This window comes from Alicyclobacillus kakegawensis NBRC 103104, assembly GCF_001552655.1.
Classification (GTDB): Bacteria; Bacillota; Bacilli; order Alicyclobacillales; family Alicyclobacillaceae; genus Alicyclobacillus_G; species Alicyclobacillus_G kakegawensis.
Genome location: NZ_BCRP01000012.1, coordinates 21,456 through 36,568 on the forward strand (window position 1 = coordinate 21,456; position 15,113 = coordinate 36,568).

Annotated in this window: 12 protein-coding genes; 8 read left to right on the top strand and 4 right to left on the bottom strand. The window is 57.6% G+C overall.

Translation table 11 applies throughout. From position 1 onward, the window contains the following. The first annotated feature begins 142 nt into the window (after positions 1-142). From AK2_RS10440 to AK2_RS10450, 3 genes are all read left to right on the top strand, one after another. Positions 143-1,150, top strand: coding sequence for a zinc-dependent alcohol dehydrogenase (locus AK2_RS10440; RefSeq protein ID WP_067934082.1), 1,008 nt, complete (start codon positions 143-145; stop codon positions 1,148-1,150). A 236-nt stretch (positions 1,151-1,386) separates the two neighbouring features. After that, positions 1,387-2,037 carry a sugar phosphate isomerase/epimerase family protein gene (locus tag AK2_RS10445; protein WP_245632866.1) on the top strand — a complete coding sequence of 217 codons (651 nt, stop codon included), beginning with the start codon at positions 1,387-1,389 and terminating at the stop codon, positions 2,035-2,037. A gap of 87 nt (positions 2,038-2,124) precedes the next feature. Beyond that, positions 2,125-3,426, top strand: coding sequence for an MFS transporter (locus tag AK2_RS10450; protein ID WP_067934085.1), 1,302 nt, complete (start codon positions 2,125-2,127; stop codon positions 3,424-3,426). 100 nt (positions 3,427-3,526) lie between these two features. On the opposite strand, the gene AK2_RS10455 is transcribed toward AK2_RS10450, so the two are convergent. Together AK2_RS10455 and AK2_RS10460 are read right to left on the bottom strand one after the other, a co-directional pair. Continuing rightward, a complete protein-coding gene (locus tag AK2_RS10455; RefSeq protein WP_067934087.1) occupies positions 3,527-4,429 on the bottom strand; it encodes a LysR family transcriptional regulator in 903 nt (300 codons plus the stop codon). A 622-nt stretch (positions 4,430-5,051) separates the two neighbouring features. Next, positions 5,052-5,867: a carbohydrate deacetylase gene (locus tag AK2_RS10460; RefSeq protein WP_067934089.1), complete on the bottom strand. Its 816-nt coding sequence runs from the start codon at positions 5,865-5,867 to the stop codon at positions 5,052-5,054. 168 nt (positions 5,868-6,035) lie between these two features. Between AK2_RS10460 and AK2_RS10465 the strand changes: the two genes are divergently transcribed. The 5 genes from AK2_RS10465 to AK2_RS10485 all read left to right on the top strand — a co-directional run bounded on the left by AK2_RS10465 (position 6,036) and on the right by AK2_RS10485 (position 12,466). Next, complete coding sequence (locus AK2_RS10465) at positions 6,036-6,848, top strand: helix-turn-helix transcriptional regulator (RefSeq protein ID WP_067934090.1); 813 nt, start codon at positions 6,036-6,038, stop codon at positions 6,846-6,848. Positions 6,849-7,024: 176 nt separating this feature from the next. Next, complete coding sequence (locus AK2_RS10470; RefSeq protein ID WP_067934092.1) at positions 7,025-8,806, top strand: ABC transporter ATP-binding protein; 1,782 nt, start codon at positions 7,025-7,027, stop codon at positions 8,804-8,806. Further along, on the top strand, positions 8,799-10,604 hold the full coding sequence (locus AK2_RS10475) for an ABC transporter ATP-binding protein (RefSeq protein ID WP_067934094.1): 1,806 nt from the start codon (positions 8,799-8,801) through the stop codon (positions 10,602-10,604). Before AK2_RS10470 ends, AK2_RS10475 begins: the two co-directional genes overlap by 8 nt. 15 nt (positions 10,605-10,619) lie before the next feature. Continuing rightward, positions 10,620-11,441 (top strand): sugar phosphate isomerase/epimerase family protein, encoded by an 822-nt coding sequence (locus tag AK2_RS10480; RefSeq protein WP_067934096.1) that lies wholly within the window; start codon positions 10,620-10,622, stop codon positions 11,439-11,441. 164 nt (positions 11,442-11,605) lie between these two features. After that, positions 11,606-12,466 (top strand): MurR/RpiR family transcriptional regulator, encoded by an 861-nt coding sequence (locus AK2_RS10485; RefSeq protein WP_067934098.1) that lies wholly within the window; start codon positions 11,606-11,608, stop codon positions 12,464-12,466. 61 nt (positions 12,467-12,527) lie between these two features. Here the strand turns inward: AK2_RS10485 and AK2_RS10490 are convergent, their stop codons facing one another. Both AK2_RS10490 and AK2_RS10495 read right to left on the bottom strand, forming a co-directional pair. Then, positions 12,528-14,228 carry a DUF4855 domain-containing protein gene (locus AK2_RS10490; RefSeq protein ID WP_067934100.1) on the bottom strand — a complete coding sequence of 567 codons (1,701 nt, stop codon included), beginning with the start codon at positions 14,226-14,228 and terminating at the stop codon, positions 12,528-12,530. Next, positions 14,225-15,085: a metallophosphoesterase family protein gene (locus AK2_RS10495; RefSeq protein ID WP_067934103.1), complete on the bottom strand. Its 861-nt coding sequence runs from the start codon at positions 15,083-15,085 to the stop codon at positions 14,225-14,227. Before AK2_RS10495 ends, AK2_RS10490 begins: the two co-directional genes overlap by 4 nt. Between the last annotated feature and the right edge of the window lie 28 nt (positions 15,086-15,113).

Consider the following 15,113-nt stretch of genomic DNA (forward strand, 5'->3'; position numbering starts at 1 on the left):
GATGCATTGGATTCCAGCGCCCGCCCGGTGCTACACTCGGCTCAAGCGATACCGGTGCGCAGGTAGCGTATTCGCCCTGTTTGCTGAAAATCGCGCAACTACGAGTGGGGGCATCGCTGCAGACTGGAAAGGGAGGGCTTGCATGTTCGAACTCTTGCTTACGGAGCCAGGCCGCTTGGAACTACATGAGCTTTTGCAGGACGACCGGCCCCTGCAGCCGCACGAGGTGCGTATTCGTCTGCTGTATGGCGGTATCTGTGGCTCCGACCTGAAAGTGTACCAGGGCAAGCTCAGGCATGCGAAGTACCCGGTACGGCCGGGGCACGAGTTGTTGGGGCGGGTAATCGCCACAGGAGAAGCCGTCCAGTTGCCCATTGGCGCGCGGGTGGTGGTAAATCCGAACACGTATTGTGGGCTGTGTGCACAGTGTCAACGTGGGCGAACGAACCTGTGCAAGCAAAAGGAGTCTCTTGGCATTAATATTCCGGGGGGATTTGTTGAAGAATTCGTCGTGCCGGCAAAGTACGTCGTGGGGGTGCCACATGAGGTTCCCGACCGCCTGGCGGTGTTGACGGAGCCCCTGGCGGTTGCTGTGCACGCACTCAAACGAGCTCCCGTTGAACCTGGAGGTCGGATGTTGATATTAGGGTGCGGCACGGAAGGGATGCTGTGCGCGCTCTTGGCACGCGACAATGGATGCGATGTCGCGGTCGCGGACGTGCTACCGGAAAGATTACGTTGGGCCCGGTCCATCATACCAGGAATTGAGGCGCGTTCACCGGAGGACTATCCTGACGATTCATTTTCCGTCGTCGTTGAAGCTGCGGGAAGTCCATCAGCGGTCGAGCAGGCCCTGAGGCTCATCGAGCCTGGTGGAGTGGTTGTACTTGTCGGAATGGCCCAGGAAGCGGTTTTTCCTGTACAGCGGTTCGTGCGGAAAGAGGTTTCCCTCCATGGTTCCATTATCTATGTGCGCCAGGACTTCGACGATGCGCTGCAACGGTTGACCGACCCACAGTTGCAGCGGATGTTGCAAAACATCATTGGCACGGATGTGTGGTTTGAAGAGTTTCACAGCGCCTATGAATACACGTTGTCTGGACAGCCCGGCAAGGCCCTGTTGCGATGGCAGGGACACCCGGCGCCGTAACCAACACGCCGGCATCATCAGGATGTACGCATGACCAAACTAGCGAATGGATAGGGGGCAGGCCCTACACAATGAAATGGAGCGTCTGCACAACCGGAATGAAATCGCATTCATTGGAATGGGTGTTACAGGTGTTTTCTCGCTGGCGCGCGGAAGGAGCCGTGCTTGACGGATTGGATTTGTGGATCGGGCACGTCGAGGATTACAGCAAGTGTTGTATCGGGGGATTGGGGAAATTGGCGGAACGCCTGCGCGCCAGCCACATCCACATCCCCGTCATCAGTGGCTACACATATTTTTCTGATGGCGCGCACGGCAGAAACAGAGACTTGGAAGAATTCCGTAAGGCGCTGCAGGCCGCAGAGATATTGGGAGCGCGAGCTGTACGCACGTTTTTTGGGCATCTTCCTTCCCATCGTGCCAGTCCAGAATTGTGGGATGAATCGTTAAGCGCTCTACTGCAGGCTGTGACTCTGGCGCGGGCCGCGGGGGTCGAGGTCTGGGTCGAGACGCACTACCAGACGTTTGCAGATCATCCGCAAGCCGTTCTCGAATTGATGAGTGCTGCCGGTGACGAAAACCTCCACATCATATATGACGCCGCCAATTTTCACGTGGACGGTGTTGATCCTTTGGCAGCTCTGTCCGTACTCTACCCTTTTGTCCGTCACGTCCATCTGAAAAACTACCGCTGGGATCACGACTGTTGGTATCGCAGTCAGCCCGTTTCCGCTTTGAGCCGGCATGGCGATGTTGATAACATTTCGATTTTGCGTATGCTACAGCAAAGAGGCTACAGTGGATATGTCTCTTTGGAATACTTCGGCGCCAGGGGGTGGGAAGCGCTCGTACAATCGCTTGTGGAGTGTCGCAGCAATCCGGCTTGATATGACTGAACCTGGGCACCGCAGAGTAGACACAAAAATCTGCAAGTTACTACTGTCGGAAATGTGAGATTGGGGTGTTGGCCATTGATGAAAAATCGACGCTGGTTGATTGCACTGCTCTTCTCGCTGGGTGTCATCATAAATTATTTCGATCGTACGAACATGTCCATCGCTACAGAGCCAATCGCGAAGGAATTTCATCTTTCCCCAGGACAGATGGGGATTCTGTTGTCTGCGTTTGCTTGGTCCTATGCGGTGTTGCAGATTCCCGCCGGAACTTTGCTGGATAAGATTGGTGTCAAATGGGTGACGCGGATAGGGACGATTGTCTGGACCGTCGCCTGTGTTCTCACGGCGATGGCGAATGGACAAGCTTTGGTCATCCTGTCGCGCGTTCTGTTGGGTATTGGAGAAGCTCCTTACTTTCCTGGTTCAACCAAGGCCACTGGTTATTGGTTCCCTCGCCATGAACGGGGGCGAGCCGTCTCCTTGTTCGATGCGCAATCCAAGTTTTCAAACGCCATCGGTGCCCCCTTGCTCGCACTGGTCGTCACCCAATGGGGTTGGCGCGGCGGCTTTTGGTTCACGGCTGCTCTCAGTCTGTTGTATGTGATCCTCTTCTGGATCCGTTATCGCGATCCGCATGAAGACAAGCACCTGTCGAAAGAGGAATACGCGTACATTGTTGAAGGCGGTTCACAGTTGCAGGGAGAAGCGCCGGGAGGCGTGTGGAAAAACATCCGGTTTCTCCTGACCCAACGGAAAGTCTGGGGTGTCTTTATCGGGTTCGCCGCATACGGCTACTCGTGGTGGCTCTTTTTGACCTGGCTGCCTGGTTATCTAGAAACGTCGTTGCACATGTCCGTTCTGAAGACCGGATGGTATTCGGCGGTTCCTTGGCTCGTGGGTACGATCTCCGAGTTATTGATTGGCGGCTGGCTCGTGGATAAGCTGGTGAACAAAGGGCATGATTCCCTGCGCGTGCGCAAGACGATTCTCGTCATCTGCATGCTGCTTGGGTTGTCGGTCATCGGCGCCGCACTCACCCATAAGCCGGTTGTGGCGGTCACCTTTATTTCCATCGCGTTGGGCTCGCTGGTGATTACGTCGTCGATCGCTTACAGCATTCCGACTTTCATCGCGCCCAAGGGCATGGTCGGCTCTTTAATCGGAATTCTAACTTTTGGGAACAATGCGATGGCTATCGTGGCACCGATTGCCACCGGATTTATTGTCCAAGCGACTGGGTCGTTCATGTACGCGTTCTTGCTCGCTGCGCTCATCTTGGTGGCTGGCATACTCAGCTACGTTTTCCTGTTAACCGACCTGGATCCACTCGGGCACGCGTCTGACACTTTGGTCGTGCCGGATGGTAAAATAAGGGCCTAAAGGCGCCGTAGGATTCACCTTGTCTCTTAGTCAATCCCCGTTGTTTGCCGCCAGCAATCCTGCTGGCGGCACCCGTATGAAACCTGAAGCCCACGTTCCATTAAGTTGACGGAGCGACATCTAGACAAAAAGTCGAGTGGTGTTTGACAAATTCGATAAAGCGTTGAACCGCCGGCAGCATACGCTCGTGTTTTCGCCATACCATGTGAACCGTGCGGCTGCATGGCGGAGTGCTGATGCGAATCAGAGAGATTCTCTCCAAGTCGAGATTGGGGATGCGTGGTACGATGGCGATGCCCAGGTTTGCCGCCACCAACCCGGCAATGGTTGTGTCCTCGACACCTTCCAGCACGATGTGGGGCTGGAAGCCGCTCTGTTGGCAATATCGTTCGATGACGCTCCGTAAGCCGCTCTCCGGCTTGTACATGACAAACGGTTCCGCTGCTACTTCCGCTAATGCGATCTCGTGCCTGGAGGCTAAAGGATGACACTTTGGTACGATGAGGTACAATTCCTCGTTTAGCACAGGGATGGTGTCTATGTGATGACAATCATCGTGCGGAGAGCAAAGAGCGAGATCAATATCGCAAGACAACAACATTTCCATTAATGTCGTCGTTGAGCCTTCCACCAATCGAAACTCAATGTCTATGTCCCCGTTGCGAAATGTATTGATGAGGCTGGGGATGTATTGGGTACCTAATGTGTATATAAACCCTAGCGATACGACGCCATGCCTCGGATTGATCATGCGTTCCAATTCTGCTCGCCCTCGTTCAATCTCTTCGACAGCTCGCTTCACGTATGGAAGAAAGGTTTGGCCAAACCGGCTCAGAACCATGCCGCGACGGGTCCGTTCAAATAACGGCACACCCAGCTCATCCTCCAGTTTTGCGATGGCGCGACTGAGTGCGGGTTGTGTGATAGCCAGTTCTTCAGAGGCCTTCGTTAGGTTGAGAGTCGTACAAACGGTTTGAAAGTACCGCAACTGATACCACTCCATTGTCTCCTTCCTCCTTCAATTCCTGATAACAGGAGACATCACCCGATTTGCCTGACAGGTTCGGTTTATTGTAAAACAGAGTCAGTCGAGGTTCAGATTTTGACAGCGCTTACGTCCTGCGCACGAGATCGAAAAGATCCATTGTTGCTGGAATGATTGTATGAAAAAATCATATGCCAGCGGACATCAGAAGACAGCTTGGCGGTTCTTTTCTGCGGAACAGGGTATAACAGAGGTTCCGTTACTCGGGTACGAACCTGCGCGACTTGTTTATCATGACGGACCAAGTGTACAGCGAAAGGGGTAGCCTTCAGGTGATCAAAAATCGGTCACGACACTCATCTCGCGAGTCTGGCGCACCGTTGCGCGGTCGTGACACGGGTAAGCCTGGCCTAGTCCAGGACTCTCGGAAGCAGGGGCAAGCGCGCTCTGACACGACCCCGCCGGCGGAGGAGGCGCTGGGCATACGAGCGCCGGACGGGGTTGCGACCGAATGGAAAAAGTTTTACCAAACGTGGGTCCGTGCGTGGCGAAACGAGCGTCGGTAGCTGGGCCGGGCTGCGGTCCCTCCGTCGTCCTCCAAGTTTGGCTGCGCTGACCCGTACTGTGTTCTCTCATCTGTCTAGAAGGGACTGTACTGTCGCATCCCCGCTTGCACCTCGCGGTACGTCAGCAGTACAAACTCACCGAGGAGTCGCCGGACATCCGGGTGGCGCAGGGCTTCCAAGTCGGCCTCCCGTTTCTGCCAATCCGGCAGTACGCGTGCTTCATCGGTCGGGACGGCGGCGTGGTGAATGAGGTGGTACACGCCCGGCGGAAGGCCACTTAAGGTGTCGATGTACCAGGATGCGCGCTGATCGGCCGGTACGGGATAGCTGTCAATGAGTCGCACCCTGGGCAGAGGCGACGCTTCCAAGATGCGGAGAAGGGGCTCCAGCAGATAGCCTGGGAGGCCTGCATCGGTGAGGCTTTCTGGAAGCAAAACCGGGATTCCCAGTTCCCGTGCCAATTGGTGGTACACGGCTGCGATGTCGGGCCGCAAGACGGCGCCCATGTGCGTGTCCAGGTGGGTGGGCTCCACCCCCATGCGTCGACAGGCCGCTATCTGTGCTTCCATCTCCGCTTTCGCCTCTTCCACTCGGATGTGTTGCCACGCCTGCTCGAGGGTGGGCCAAAAATGGCCTGTTTCGTCACACAGACTCTGCCCGCCCGTCAGCGGGCGCATACGCGGGTACGCCCATTCGCTCGTCAACGTCAGGTGCACACCCAAGTCGCCCACGTTGACCTGCGGCGCCCAGGCGCCCGGCGTCATAATGCTCCCGGTCGGGAGGCCCAATTGGGCGTACGCCTCATTTTGCGCGGCTAACATGCCCAGGTCGTCGTGGTGCACGATGAGGCAGCGTTTCCCCTCCAGGCCCATGTCTCTCCACAGCGCCATCCCGTCGCCTCCTAGCGGTCCGCAGTGAACAGAATACTCTTTTTTTTATGTTACTACAATCTTCCCGCATGCGCTGCAACTCGAGCAAAAACCTCATGGAAGCGCTCAATTTACACCTAGACCCGATGAACAAGGCAGTGTAAACTGGCGTGGAGGTGACGGCAGCACGTGAACGACGATACAGTGGGGGCGTATGTGCGGGTGGCCGGATATGGTTATCACGACCGCCCGTATTATTCGGTGAAGCGGGAAGGCTTTACGACCTATTTGCTGCGCTTGCAGGTGGAGGGTCAGGCGGAGACTGTGATTGACGGCCGGCGTGTCCCGCTTGGGGTTGGGGACATCCTGTTGCTGGCTCCGAAACAGCCGTACGAACTGCGCATCGGCGATCCGTCCGCGTACCAGACACCGGTGCGCAGCGCGGATTATTACATCTTCTGCGATGGGCCTTGGCTGGACGCGTGGTGGCGGGATCGCTGCCGTCCGCGCCTCGCGACGATTCCCTTGGATGACGGGATGCTCTCCCTGTGGCGTCAGGTGGCCTGGGAGAAAAGGCGGATTGGCCGGACGGATGAGCGCATCAGCGACTACCTGCTGCGCGTGCTGTGCCTGTTTATCGACCGCAGTCTGGACGACTGGCAGACCCGTTTGGTCAGTCCGGAGTCGTTGGCGGCCCACCGCATGAAACGGTTCATCGAGCAGAACATCGGCGACGAACTCACCTTGCAGGATGTCGCGGACGAGGTCGGGCTGAGCGTGTCGCGGGCGGTCCACCTGTTCAAGGAGACGTTTGGCTGCACCATCGTTCAGTACATCGTGGACGTACGGCTCAAACTGGCGTCTGACCGCATCCGTTTCAGCGCCATGACGTTGGAACAGGCGGCTGAGTCGGCCGGGTTCCGCAGTTATTCCTATTTCTACCGTGTCTTTCGGGATCGTTACGGTGTCTCTCCGAAACAGTATCGCCAGCAGATGCAGTGAGCGGCGCATGGCGAAACATAGCCAGATCTGAAAAGTACGCAACCAGATACGTCATTCTCAGCCCTCCCCTTTTGTGATTAAATCTCAACTACGTTGTCAATTCTCCGCCACATCAGAATGCGGAGAGGAAAACCGCCCTGGTTACCCAGGGCGCAGATACACGGGGAGGGCTTGGCTTGGCGGGAGAGTTTCGACGATTGTCCGGCTTTTACCGTCCCTATCTACCCTGGATGTACCTTAGCATGGGCCTATTAGTGGTCACGACCGCACTCGGACTGGTTTATCCCTACTTGTTGAAGTTGATTGTCAATCGGGTCATCGTCGGCCATGCGTACGGGGAGCTACCGTGGTTGATTGCAGCGATTTTGGCCGCCGCTTTGGTGAAAGGCGTGTTCAACTTCGGGCAGCAGTACACCGGTCAGGTGTTCGGCAGCCGCACCGCCTACGACTTGCGCAGCGCGCTGTACCATAAACTCAACCGGCAGACGTTCAGCTGGTACGACGAGATCCACACCGGTGACCTGATGTCTCGCCTGACGGCCGACCTGGATGCGTTCCGCATGTTTCTTGCTTTCGGCATCAACAACCTGGTCAATCTGGGGCTGATTGTCGGCTTCAGCATGGCGATGATGTGGTGGATGAACGGCTGGCTGGCGCTGGTCATGCTCTGCCTGATGCCGGTTCTCGGGTTTGCCGGGGTGTTCTTCGACCGCCGGCTGCACAAGGCCTTCCGCCGCATTCGCCAAAGCCTCGGGACGCTGAACTCGGGTGTGCAGGAAACCATCATGGGCATCCGCACAGTCAAGTCGTTCGCCCGGGAAGACTTCGAGATCGACAAGTTCACCCACCGCAATGACGACTATTTTGATTCGAACATGAGCGCCAGCAACATCTGGAAGTGGTTTTTCCCCGTGGTGGGCATCATCGGCAATCTCGGCATCGTGCTGATTCTGCTCGTGGGCGGCTGGCTGGTCATGCATCAGCGCATGGAGCTGGGCGACCTGGTCGCTTTTCTGAGTATCCTGTGGTACATCCTGTGGCCGCTCTCAGAGCTGGGGTTTTATCTGAACAATTGGACGCAAGCGCGCGCCGCTGGGGGACGCCTGTTGGAAGTTCTCGAGGCGCCGGTGGGCATCACCACGCCAACAGCCGCCCAGCGCCCGCCGATGCGTGGACACGTGTGTCTGGAGCACGTGCACGTCGACTACGGCGAGAACCGGGTGCTGGAGGACATCAACCTGGAGGTGGCCCCCGGAGAGACCGTGGCCCTGCTGGGCTTGACCGGATCAGGAAAGTCGACGCTGGTCAATCTGCTGCCCCGGTTTTATGATGTCAGCTCGGGCCGCGTGCTGGTGGACGGCAAGGATGTCCGACAGTGGGATCTCGAGGCGCTGCGCCGCAATGTGGCGGTGGTGTTCCAGGAGCCGTTCCTATTCTCCACCACCATTTTCTCAAACATCGCCTACGGCCGCCCGGACGCGACCTTGGAAGAGGTCAGACGGGCAGCGCGGATGGCGGCCGCGGCTGAGTTCATCGAGCAGTTGCCCGATGGCTATGCGACGGTTGTCGGTGAGCGCGGCCTGGGGCTCTCCGGCGGCCAGAAGCAGCGCATAGCTTTGGCCCGGGCCCTCCTACAAAATCCGTCCATCCTCATCCTGGATGACGCGACCAGTGCGGTCGATATGGAGACGGAGTATCAGATTCAGCAAGCGCTGCAGGAAGTTATGCGCGGGCGCACCACATGGATCATCGCGCACCGGATTTCGACGCTGAAAAGGGCGGACAAAATCTTGGTAATTGACCGCGGCCGGATTGTGGAGCGGGGGACCCACCAGGAGCTGCTGGCGCGGCAGGGGCTGTATCGCCGCATCTTTGACATGCAGTTTCGTGATTACGACACGCACCTGGCTGCGGTGGCTGGCGGACGCGCGCCGCAAAAGGGAGGCCATCATGTCTAAATCGGACGTTCAAGCAGAACTGCGGGTTCCGTTTGTGTACCGTGAAGACGAGCGGATTGAGAAGTTTGATTGGGGGCAGATCCGCCGGCTGCTCGGCTACATGCTGGCGTATCCAAAGGTGATTGTATTCGCGTTCACCGCCACCTGTGCGACGGCTCTGGTCACGCTGGTGGCGCCGTACGTGGTCGGGCGCGTGATTGACTCAGCCATCGCCATTGGACACACCGGCCGTCTCATCGCCTACTGCGCCGTTTTGTCGGCGCTCTACGCTGCCAACTTCTATGCCAGTAACCGGCGCATTTACTACACCAATCTGTTGGGACAGAACGTCATTCGCGACCTGCGTCGGCAGCTGTTCAGCCACGTACAGAAACTGTCGCTGACGTTTTTCGACAATCGACCGGCCGGATCGGTGTTGGTGCGCATCATGAACGACGTGAACTCGCTGCAGGACCTGTTCACGAACGGGGTCATCAACTCCATCACCAACATGTTTACGCTGGTCGGCATCATCGTCATCATGGTCAGTCTGAACGCCAGGCTGGCGTTGGTGACGATGGTCGTGGTGCCGTTCATGTTCCTGCTGTCCATGCGGTTGACGGTTAAAATCCGCCGGGCTTGGCAGCAGGTGCGGCTGCGCACGTCGAAGATGAACGCGCACCTTGCGGAGAGCATTCAGGGCGTGCGCGTGACCGAGGCGTACGCGCGGCAGGACGAGAATCAGGCATTTTTCGAAGACATGAACCAAGACTACATGCGCATGTTCCTGTGCGCCCAGCGGCGCAGCATCGTGTTCAGCCCGCTGGTGGATTTGACCGGGGCGGTCGGCAGCGCGTTGCTGTTCGGCTACGGGGTTCACCTGTTGACCGCAGGAGAGGTCACCGTCGGTCTGTTGGTCTCGTTTGCCAATTACCTGGGAAATTTCTGGACGCCGATTGCCCAGCTCGGCCAGGTTTACAATCAATTGTTGGTGGCCTCCGCATCGTCCGAACGAATATTCCAGTATTTGGACAGCAAACCGGTCGTACAGGATGCCCTAGACGCTCCCGAATTGCCGACGATTGAGGGACGGGTCGAGTTTGTCAATGTCGAATTCGAGTATGAACCTGGCCGCAAGGCGCTGGATGGCGTCAGTTTCCGCGTGGAGCCCGGCCAGACAGTGGCTTTGGTCGGCCACACCGGTGCCGGCAAGAGCACGGTCATCAACCTGCTCTCCCGCTTTTATGATCCGACCGCAGGCGCCATCCGCATTGACGGCTGTGACATCCGTACGGTCCAGTCCGACAGCCTGCGCCAGCAGATTGGCATGGTGCTGCAGGACACGTTCATCTTCTCGGGCACAATCATGGACAACATTCGCTACGGAAATCCTTCCGCTAGCGACGAGGATGTGATAGCCGCCGCTTGTGCTGTGTACGCGGACGAGTTCATCCGGCAGATGGAAAACGGGTATTACACGGAGGTCCGCGAGCGGGGCAGTCGGCTGTCGATGGGCCAGCGGCAGTTGATCTCGTTCGCCCGCGCCATCCTTGCGGATCCCAAAATCTTGATATTGGATGAGGCCACCGCCAGCATTGACACGTATACGGAACATCTCATCCAAAAGGCGCTGGAGGTGCTCCTCTCCGGTCGCACCGCGTTTGTCGTGGCGCACCGTCTATCAACCATTCGCGAAGCGGACCAGATCCTGGTCTTCGACCATGGGCAGATTGTCGAGCGTGGAACGCACGCTGAATTATTGGCGCAACGCGGCCACTACTATCACCTGGTCGCGGCCCAGTACCGGTTTTTGGCGTAATGAAGGAGGAAGGTCATGAAGATTGGGTTGAACCAATGGTGTTTCGGCGATTGGGTCGGGTTGGCGCATGTGTTTGCCGCCTGTCAGAGGGCGGGGGTGGACGGGGTTGAGCTGAATCTCCAGGAGGCCGGCGGAGACGAATTGACGATGGACAGTACTCCGTCGGATGTACGGGAGATTGCGAGGCGGGCGCACGCCGCCGGGTTGGAACTGAAGAGTTTGGCGACTGGACTGTTGTGGAATTTCCCGCTTTCCGCCCCGCAACCTGAGGTGCGCCAGAAGGCCCGGACCATCGTGCACAGGCAGCTGGAGATAGCGTCCTGGCTGGAAATGGACGCGGTTTTGGTCGTGCCGGGCGTGGTCACCGCGGAGGTCCCGTATGACGAATGTTATGAACGAAGCCTCGCGGAGCTGGAGGCACTGGCGGGCGAGGCGCAGCGCCGAGGAGTCAAAATCGCCATTGAGAACGTTTGGAACAAGTTTTTGCTCTCTCCGCTCGAGATGAAGGCGTACGTGGATACGATAGGATCGGCTTGGGTTGGGGTATACCTGGATGTGGGCAACGTGCTGGCTTTTGGTTTCCCCGAGCAGTGGATTCGCATCCTTGGGCCGCGAATCTGCAAGGTGCATGTCAAGGATTACGCGCAGTCGGTCGGCAACATCCACGGATTTGTGCCGCTGTGGGCGGGAGACGTCAATTGGCCCCAGGTCCTCGAGGCATTGCGCGGCATCGGGTATGACGACTATTTGACCGCGGAGTGCACACCGTACCGGTACGGCGGTACCCAGGTTGCGGACGACGTCGCGCGCCAGTTGCGCCGCATTCTGCAGTTGTAGACCAGACGGAAATCACCGCCGTGCCGGAACAGGGCGAGCGCCTGAGGGGCGCTGTGAATCATGCGCCACACCCCGTGGAGGAGCCTTCTTTTTGTTCAATCACGGCGGATATTTCCGGCGCATGATAGAATAATGAAGATTACATTCACTGTGGGGATGGGGACATGAACAAAACAGGTACCGGTCAGCGTTCCTTGACGATGATTGCGAGCGTCTATCCATCGCTTTCCAAGGCTGAACAGAAGGTGGCCGATGCGGTTTTGGGCGACGCTGAGACCACCGTCTATTCCTCGGTCACCGATTTGGCTGAAAAGGCCGGAGTCGGTGAGACCACCGTCATCCGCTTCTGTCGCAAGCTTGGGTACCGCGGTTTCCAGGAGTTTAAGCTGGCCGTCGCGCAGGACCTGGTTTCTCCCAGCCAGCATGTGCACGGGCGGATTGAAGATTCCGATGATGTGCGGACGATGGCCGAGAAGATCACGGCGCACAACACACAGACGCTTCAGGATACGCACAGCCTGCTGCAGGAAGTGGAGCTGGAAAAGGCATCGGAGGCGCTGATTCGCTGTCGAAGAGTGATGTTTTTTGGCGTGGGTTCTTCCGGCATCACGGCAGCAGACGCCAAGTACCGCTTCATGCGCCTTGGTTTTGATGCCCATTGCGCGTCTGACGCTCATGTCATCGCGATGAGCGCGTCCCTGGCCACTCCGGAGGATGTGGTGGTCGGCATCACAACGTCCGGAAGCACCAAAGATCTGGTCGATGCGGTGGAGATTGCGAAGCAAAACGGGGCTTATGTCATCTGCATCACCCATCACGCACGTTCGCCTGTCACCCAGTACGCGGATGCGATTCTGCTCGGGGCCGCCAAGGAAACACCGCTGCAGGGCGGGGCGTTTTCGTCGAAACTGGCCCAGATCCACGTGCTGGACATCCTGTCCACGGTTGTGGCTATGCGCAACCGGGAGTCTGCCTTTCGCGCCTTGAACACCACGGCCAAGTCGGTGCTGGACAAACTGTACTGACCCGGCTTGCCCGTCCGGGCCGATGAAGGAACGGACGGGCGAGCTTCATGTGAAGTTGTCTTTAACCGGAAGTGCCTGGGTTTTCCTGGGGATGGTAGTTCCCGTGGATAAAGTCGTACGTCTCATCGTAGACGTGGCGGATTGCCGGCGTTGAACTGTTCTCGCAGTCCAACAGTGTGGTTGTATTCTGGTACCAGGCGAGAAAGCTGTTTTGGTAGTGGTACTGGTAGGCTGCATTCAGGTAGTCGGCGTAGTTTTGCCGCGCCCAATCACCGAGGCTGTCGGTGCGGGTGATATCCCAATGCATTTCCATCTCAATCCCCAGTCCGTAGTGCTTGGCCAATTGCGCCGTGGATTCGAGACGCTGCACAGTGGCACCCGTGGTGAACGCGTAGTTGGGTTGCATCAAGGCGGTGTCGAACTGCATCCATTGCCAGTCGCGGAACCCGGTGGCTTCATTGTACGGGATCCAGTCGAACGTGTAGGAACCTAGAGCGTGTACAAATCTCCCGGTATCGCGGATGAGCCTTTCATCATTGGGCGTCCATTGCAAATCAACGCTTTCATTTTGCCAATAAAACCCGCTCAACTGCAGGTGTTTGTAGCCGGCGGACGCGAATTTTTGTTTCACATATGAGATATACCAGCGCACTGCAGCCTCCCGGTTGGCAAGCGACTGCGCCTGACCGACATGGTCTGGGTTAAAGTCGAGACCTTCTCCCCAGTTGCTGATGAGGCCCGGAAGGGGGATACCGATGACAACCTTGGCTTTCCAGTTTCTCTGGTGCAGGGCGGCGTCGGTCTGAGCGACGGCGGCGTCCAAAGCGCCCAGCTGCAGGTCAGGTTGAAACAGTTGGTCCGCAAAATATTTCCAGTCAGCCTGGGTGGCGCTGCCGGTGCCGTAGCTGCCGCCGCTGGGTCCCGTGTCAAAGGGTGTGAACAAAAAGCTGTCGAACATGCGTCCGCGGATCTCCTGTTTCTGGTTGAGGTAAGCAACGTATGGCAGCAATTCATTGGCATGCCAGACACCAAGCTCGGGGTCGCTCGCATAGTAGCCGCTGGGAATCAGGACTTCGGCCCGCCGTCCGGCAACCTGTTTGGATGCGGCTTTCGGATAACCAACGTCGTGCATCGGTGGCATGGGATTGGGGCGAGGGCGCTGGGCACCCGGTTGAACGCCGGGAAGGCCGAACGCTTCCGCTTCACTCAAAAAGACAAACACATCGTCATAGAACGTATAACGCACGTAACGGGCGGCGACGTTCAGGTGGTCAACCGTCAACGGCTCTGTGAAGATTCCCTTTTGGCTGATTGGAATTGACGGGCTCGCTGTCCCGACGCGGGACCAGTGCTTGCCGTCCGAGGAGACGGAAAATTGCACCTGTCGCGGAAAGTAGATGCCAGACGCCGTATCCTGCAAGAACCAAGCGTCCAACTTGTGAAGGGTCCCCGTCTGTCCCAAATCGATTGTGACACTGTGTTGGTCCTGGCGCAGGTAACCCACCCATGGACCATCGCTGCTCCAAGAGGCGGGGCCTATCACGCCATCGGTCAATTTCGTTCCGTCGTCGGGAAAGTTGGCTGTTTCCGAGGCGTGGTAGACGTCGTCGACGACCGACGTGGAGACCTGGTACGGGCGGTGCAACGCGAGATCAACATCCTGCTGGGTTGGACTCGCCGCTGCCGGGGAAGCGAGCAGCGCGATTACGCTGGCTGTGGCAGAGCCGCACCCGACGAGTCTGTACCATTTTGTTGGCTTCATTCCTCTCCACCTCCAGAATGAGGTGATGAACACGTTAGGGTTGGCAAGGAAAACACAAATTCATAGTCGCTGTTCCACCGTTTTTGACGGCAGTCGCGCAGCCGGAGAACAATACGGTCCTCGTACACCTGTACGAAGCGAAACTGCGGGTGTTCCCCGTGCGGGCAGCCTCCGCCGACAAACCAGGTTCCATCCTGATGCACCAGCTGGTCGACGCGGTCCATGCGGCAGTGTGTGTGGCCGCTGAACACCAGTGTTTGGGGCCGAGACTTGAGGATGGTGAGCAGGGCATCCGATTGCGGCAGGGTATTTTCGGATTGGGCCACGGTATGGTTGAGCGGTTGATGCATGAAGAGGAATACCGGTCCGGCTGGAATCCGGTCCAGCTCTTGCTGCAGCCAGGCGAGTTGCGCGTCGGACAGCCAGCCGGCGTCTTTTAAGTCGGGCGCGTACGCTTCGCAGGACAGGAATAGGAACGCGTATCCGTTGCGCTCCACGGCGTAATAGATGCTCGGCAACCCAGTGTACTCCAGGAAACGCTGTTGTGCCCCTTGCAGGCTGAACGGAGCCGGGGCATAGTCGTCCGGTTCATAGTAACCGTAATATTCATGGTTTCCCATTGTGGAATACACCGGACACGACAGTGCCCTGTGAATCGATGCAAATGCCAGATCATAATCTCTGCGTTTTCCGTTGGTCAGGTCGCCGTTAAGCACGATAAAGTCGGGACGCTGTGCCATAGCGTCTTCAAGGCAGTCGACTACCTGGGGGACCCATTCCACCGGCACGAGCGTCTCTTTCCACGCCATGAAGTGCAGGTCCGACAGCACAGCGAACGAAACTCCGGGGCCATCCATACGCATCACCTCATTTGCTTTGATGGTA

What these genes read in the sequence shown, in the direction of transcription:
- AK2_RS10440 (WP_067934082.1), top strand. Translation starts at nt 143, where the DNA reads ATGTTCGAACTCTTGCTTACGGAGCCAGGCCGCTTGGAACTACATGAG.
- AK2_RS10450 (WP_067934085.1), top strand. Translation starts at nt 2,125, where the DNA reads ATGAAAAATCGACGCTGGTTGATTGCACTGCTCTTCTCGCTGGGTGTC.
- AK2_RS10455 (WP_067934087.1), bottom strand. Translation starts at nt 4,429, where the DNA reads ATGGAGTGGTATCAGTTGCGGTACTTTCAAACCGTTTGTACGACTCTC.
- AK2_RS10460 (WP_067934089.1), bottom strand. Translation starts at nt 5,867, where the DNA reads ATGGCGCTGTGGAGAGACATGGGCCTGGAGGGGAAACGCTGCCTCATC.
- AK2_RS10475 (WP_067934094.1), top strand. Translation starts at nt 8,799, where the DNA reads ATGTCTAAATCGGACGTTCAAGCAGAACTGCGGGTTCCGTTTGTGTAC.
- AK2_RS10480 (WP_067934096.1), top strand. Translation starts at nt 10,620, where the DNA reads ATGAAGATTGGGTTGAACCAATGGTGTTTCGGCGATTGGGTCGGGTTG.
- AK2_RS10485 (WP_067934098.1), top strand. Translation starts at nt 11,606, where the DNA reads ATGAACAAAACAGGTACCGGTCAGCGTTCCTTGACGATGATTGCGAGC.
- AK2_RS10490 (WP_067934100.1), bottom strand. Translation starts at nt 14,228, where the DNA reads ATGAAGCCAACAAAATGGTACAGACTCGTCGGGTGCGGCTCTGCCACA.
- AK2_RS10495 (WP_067934103.1), bottom strand. Translation starts at nt 15,085, where the DNA reads ATGGATGGCCCCGGAGTTTCGTTCGCTGTGCTGTCGGACCTGCACTTC.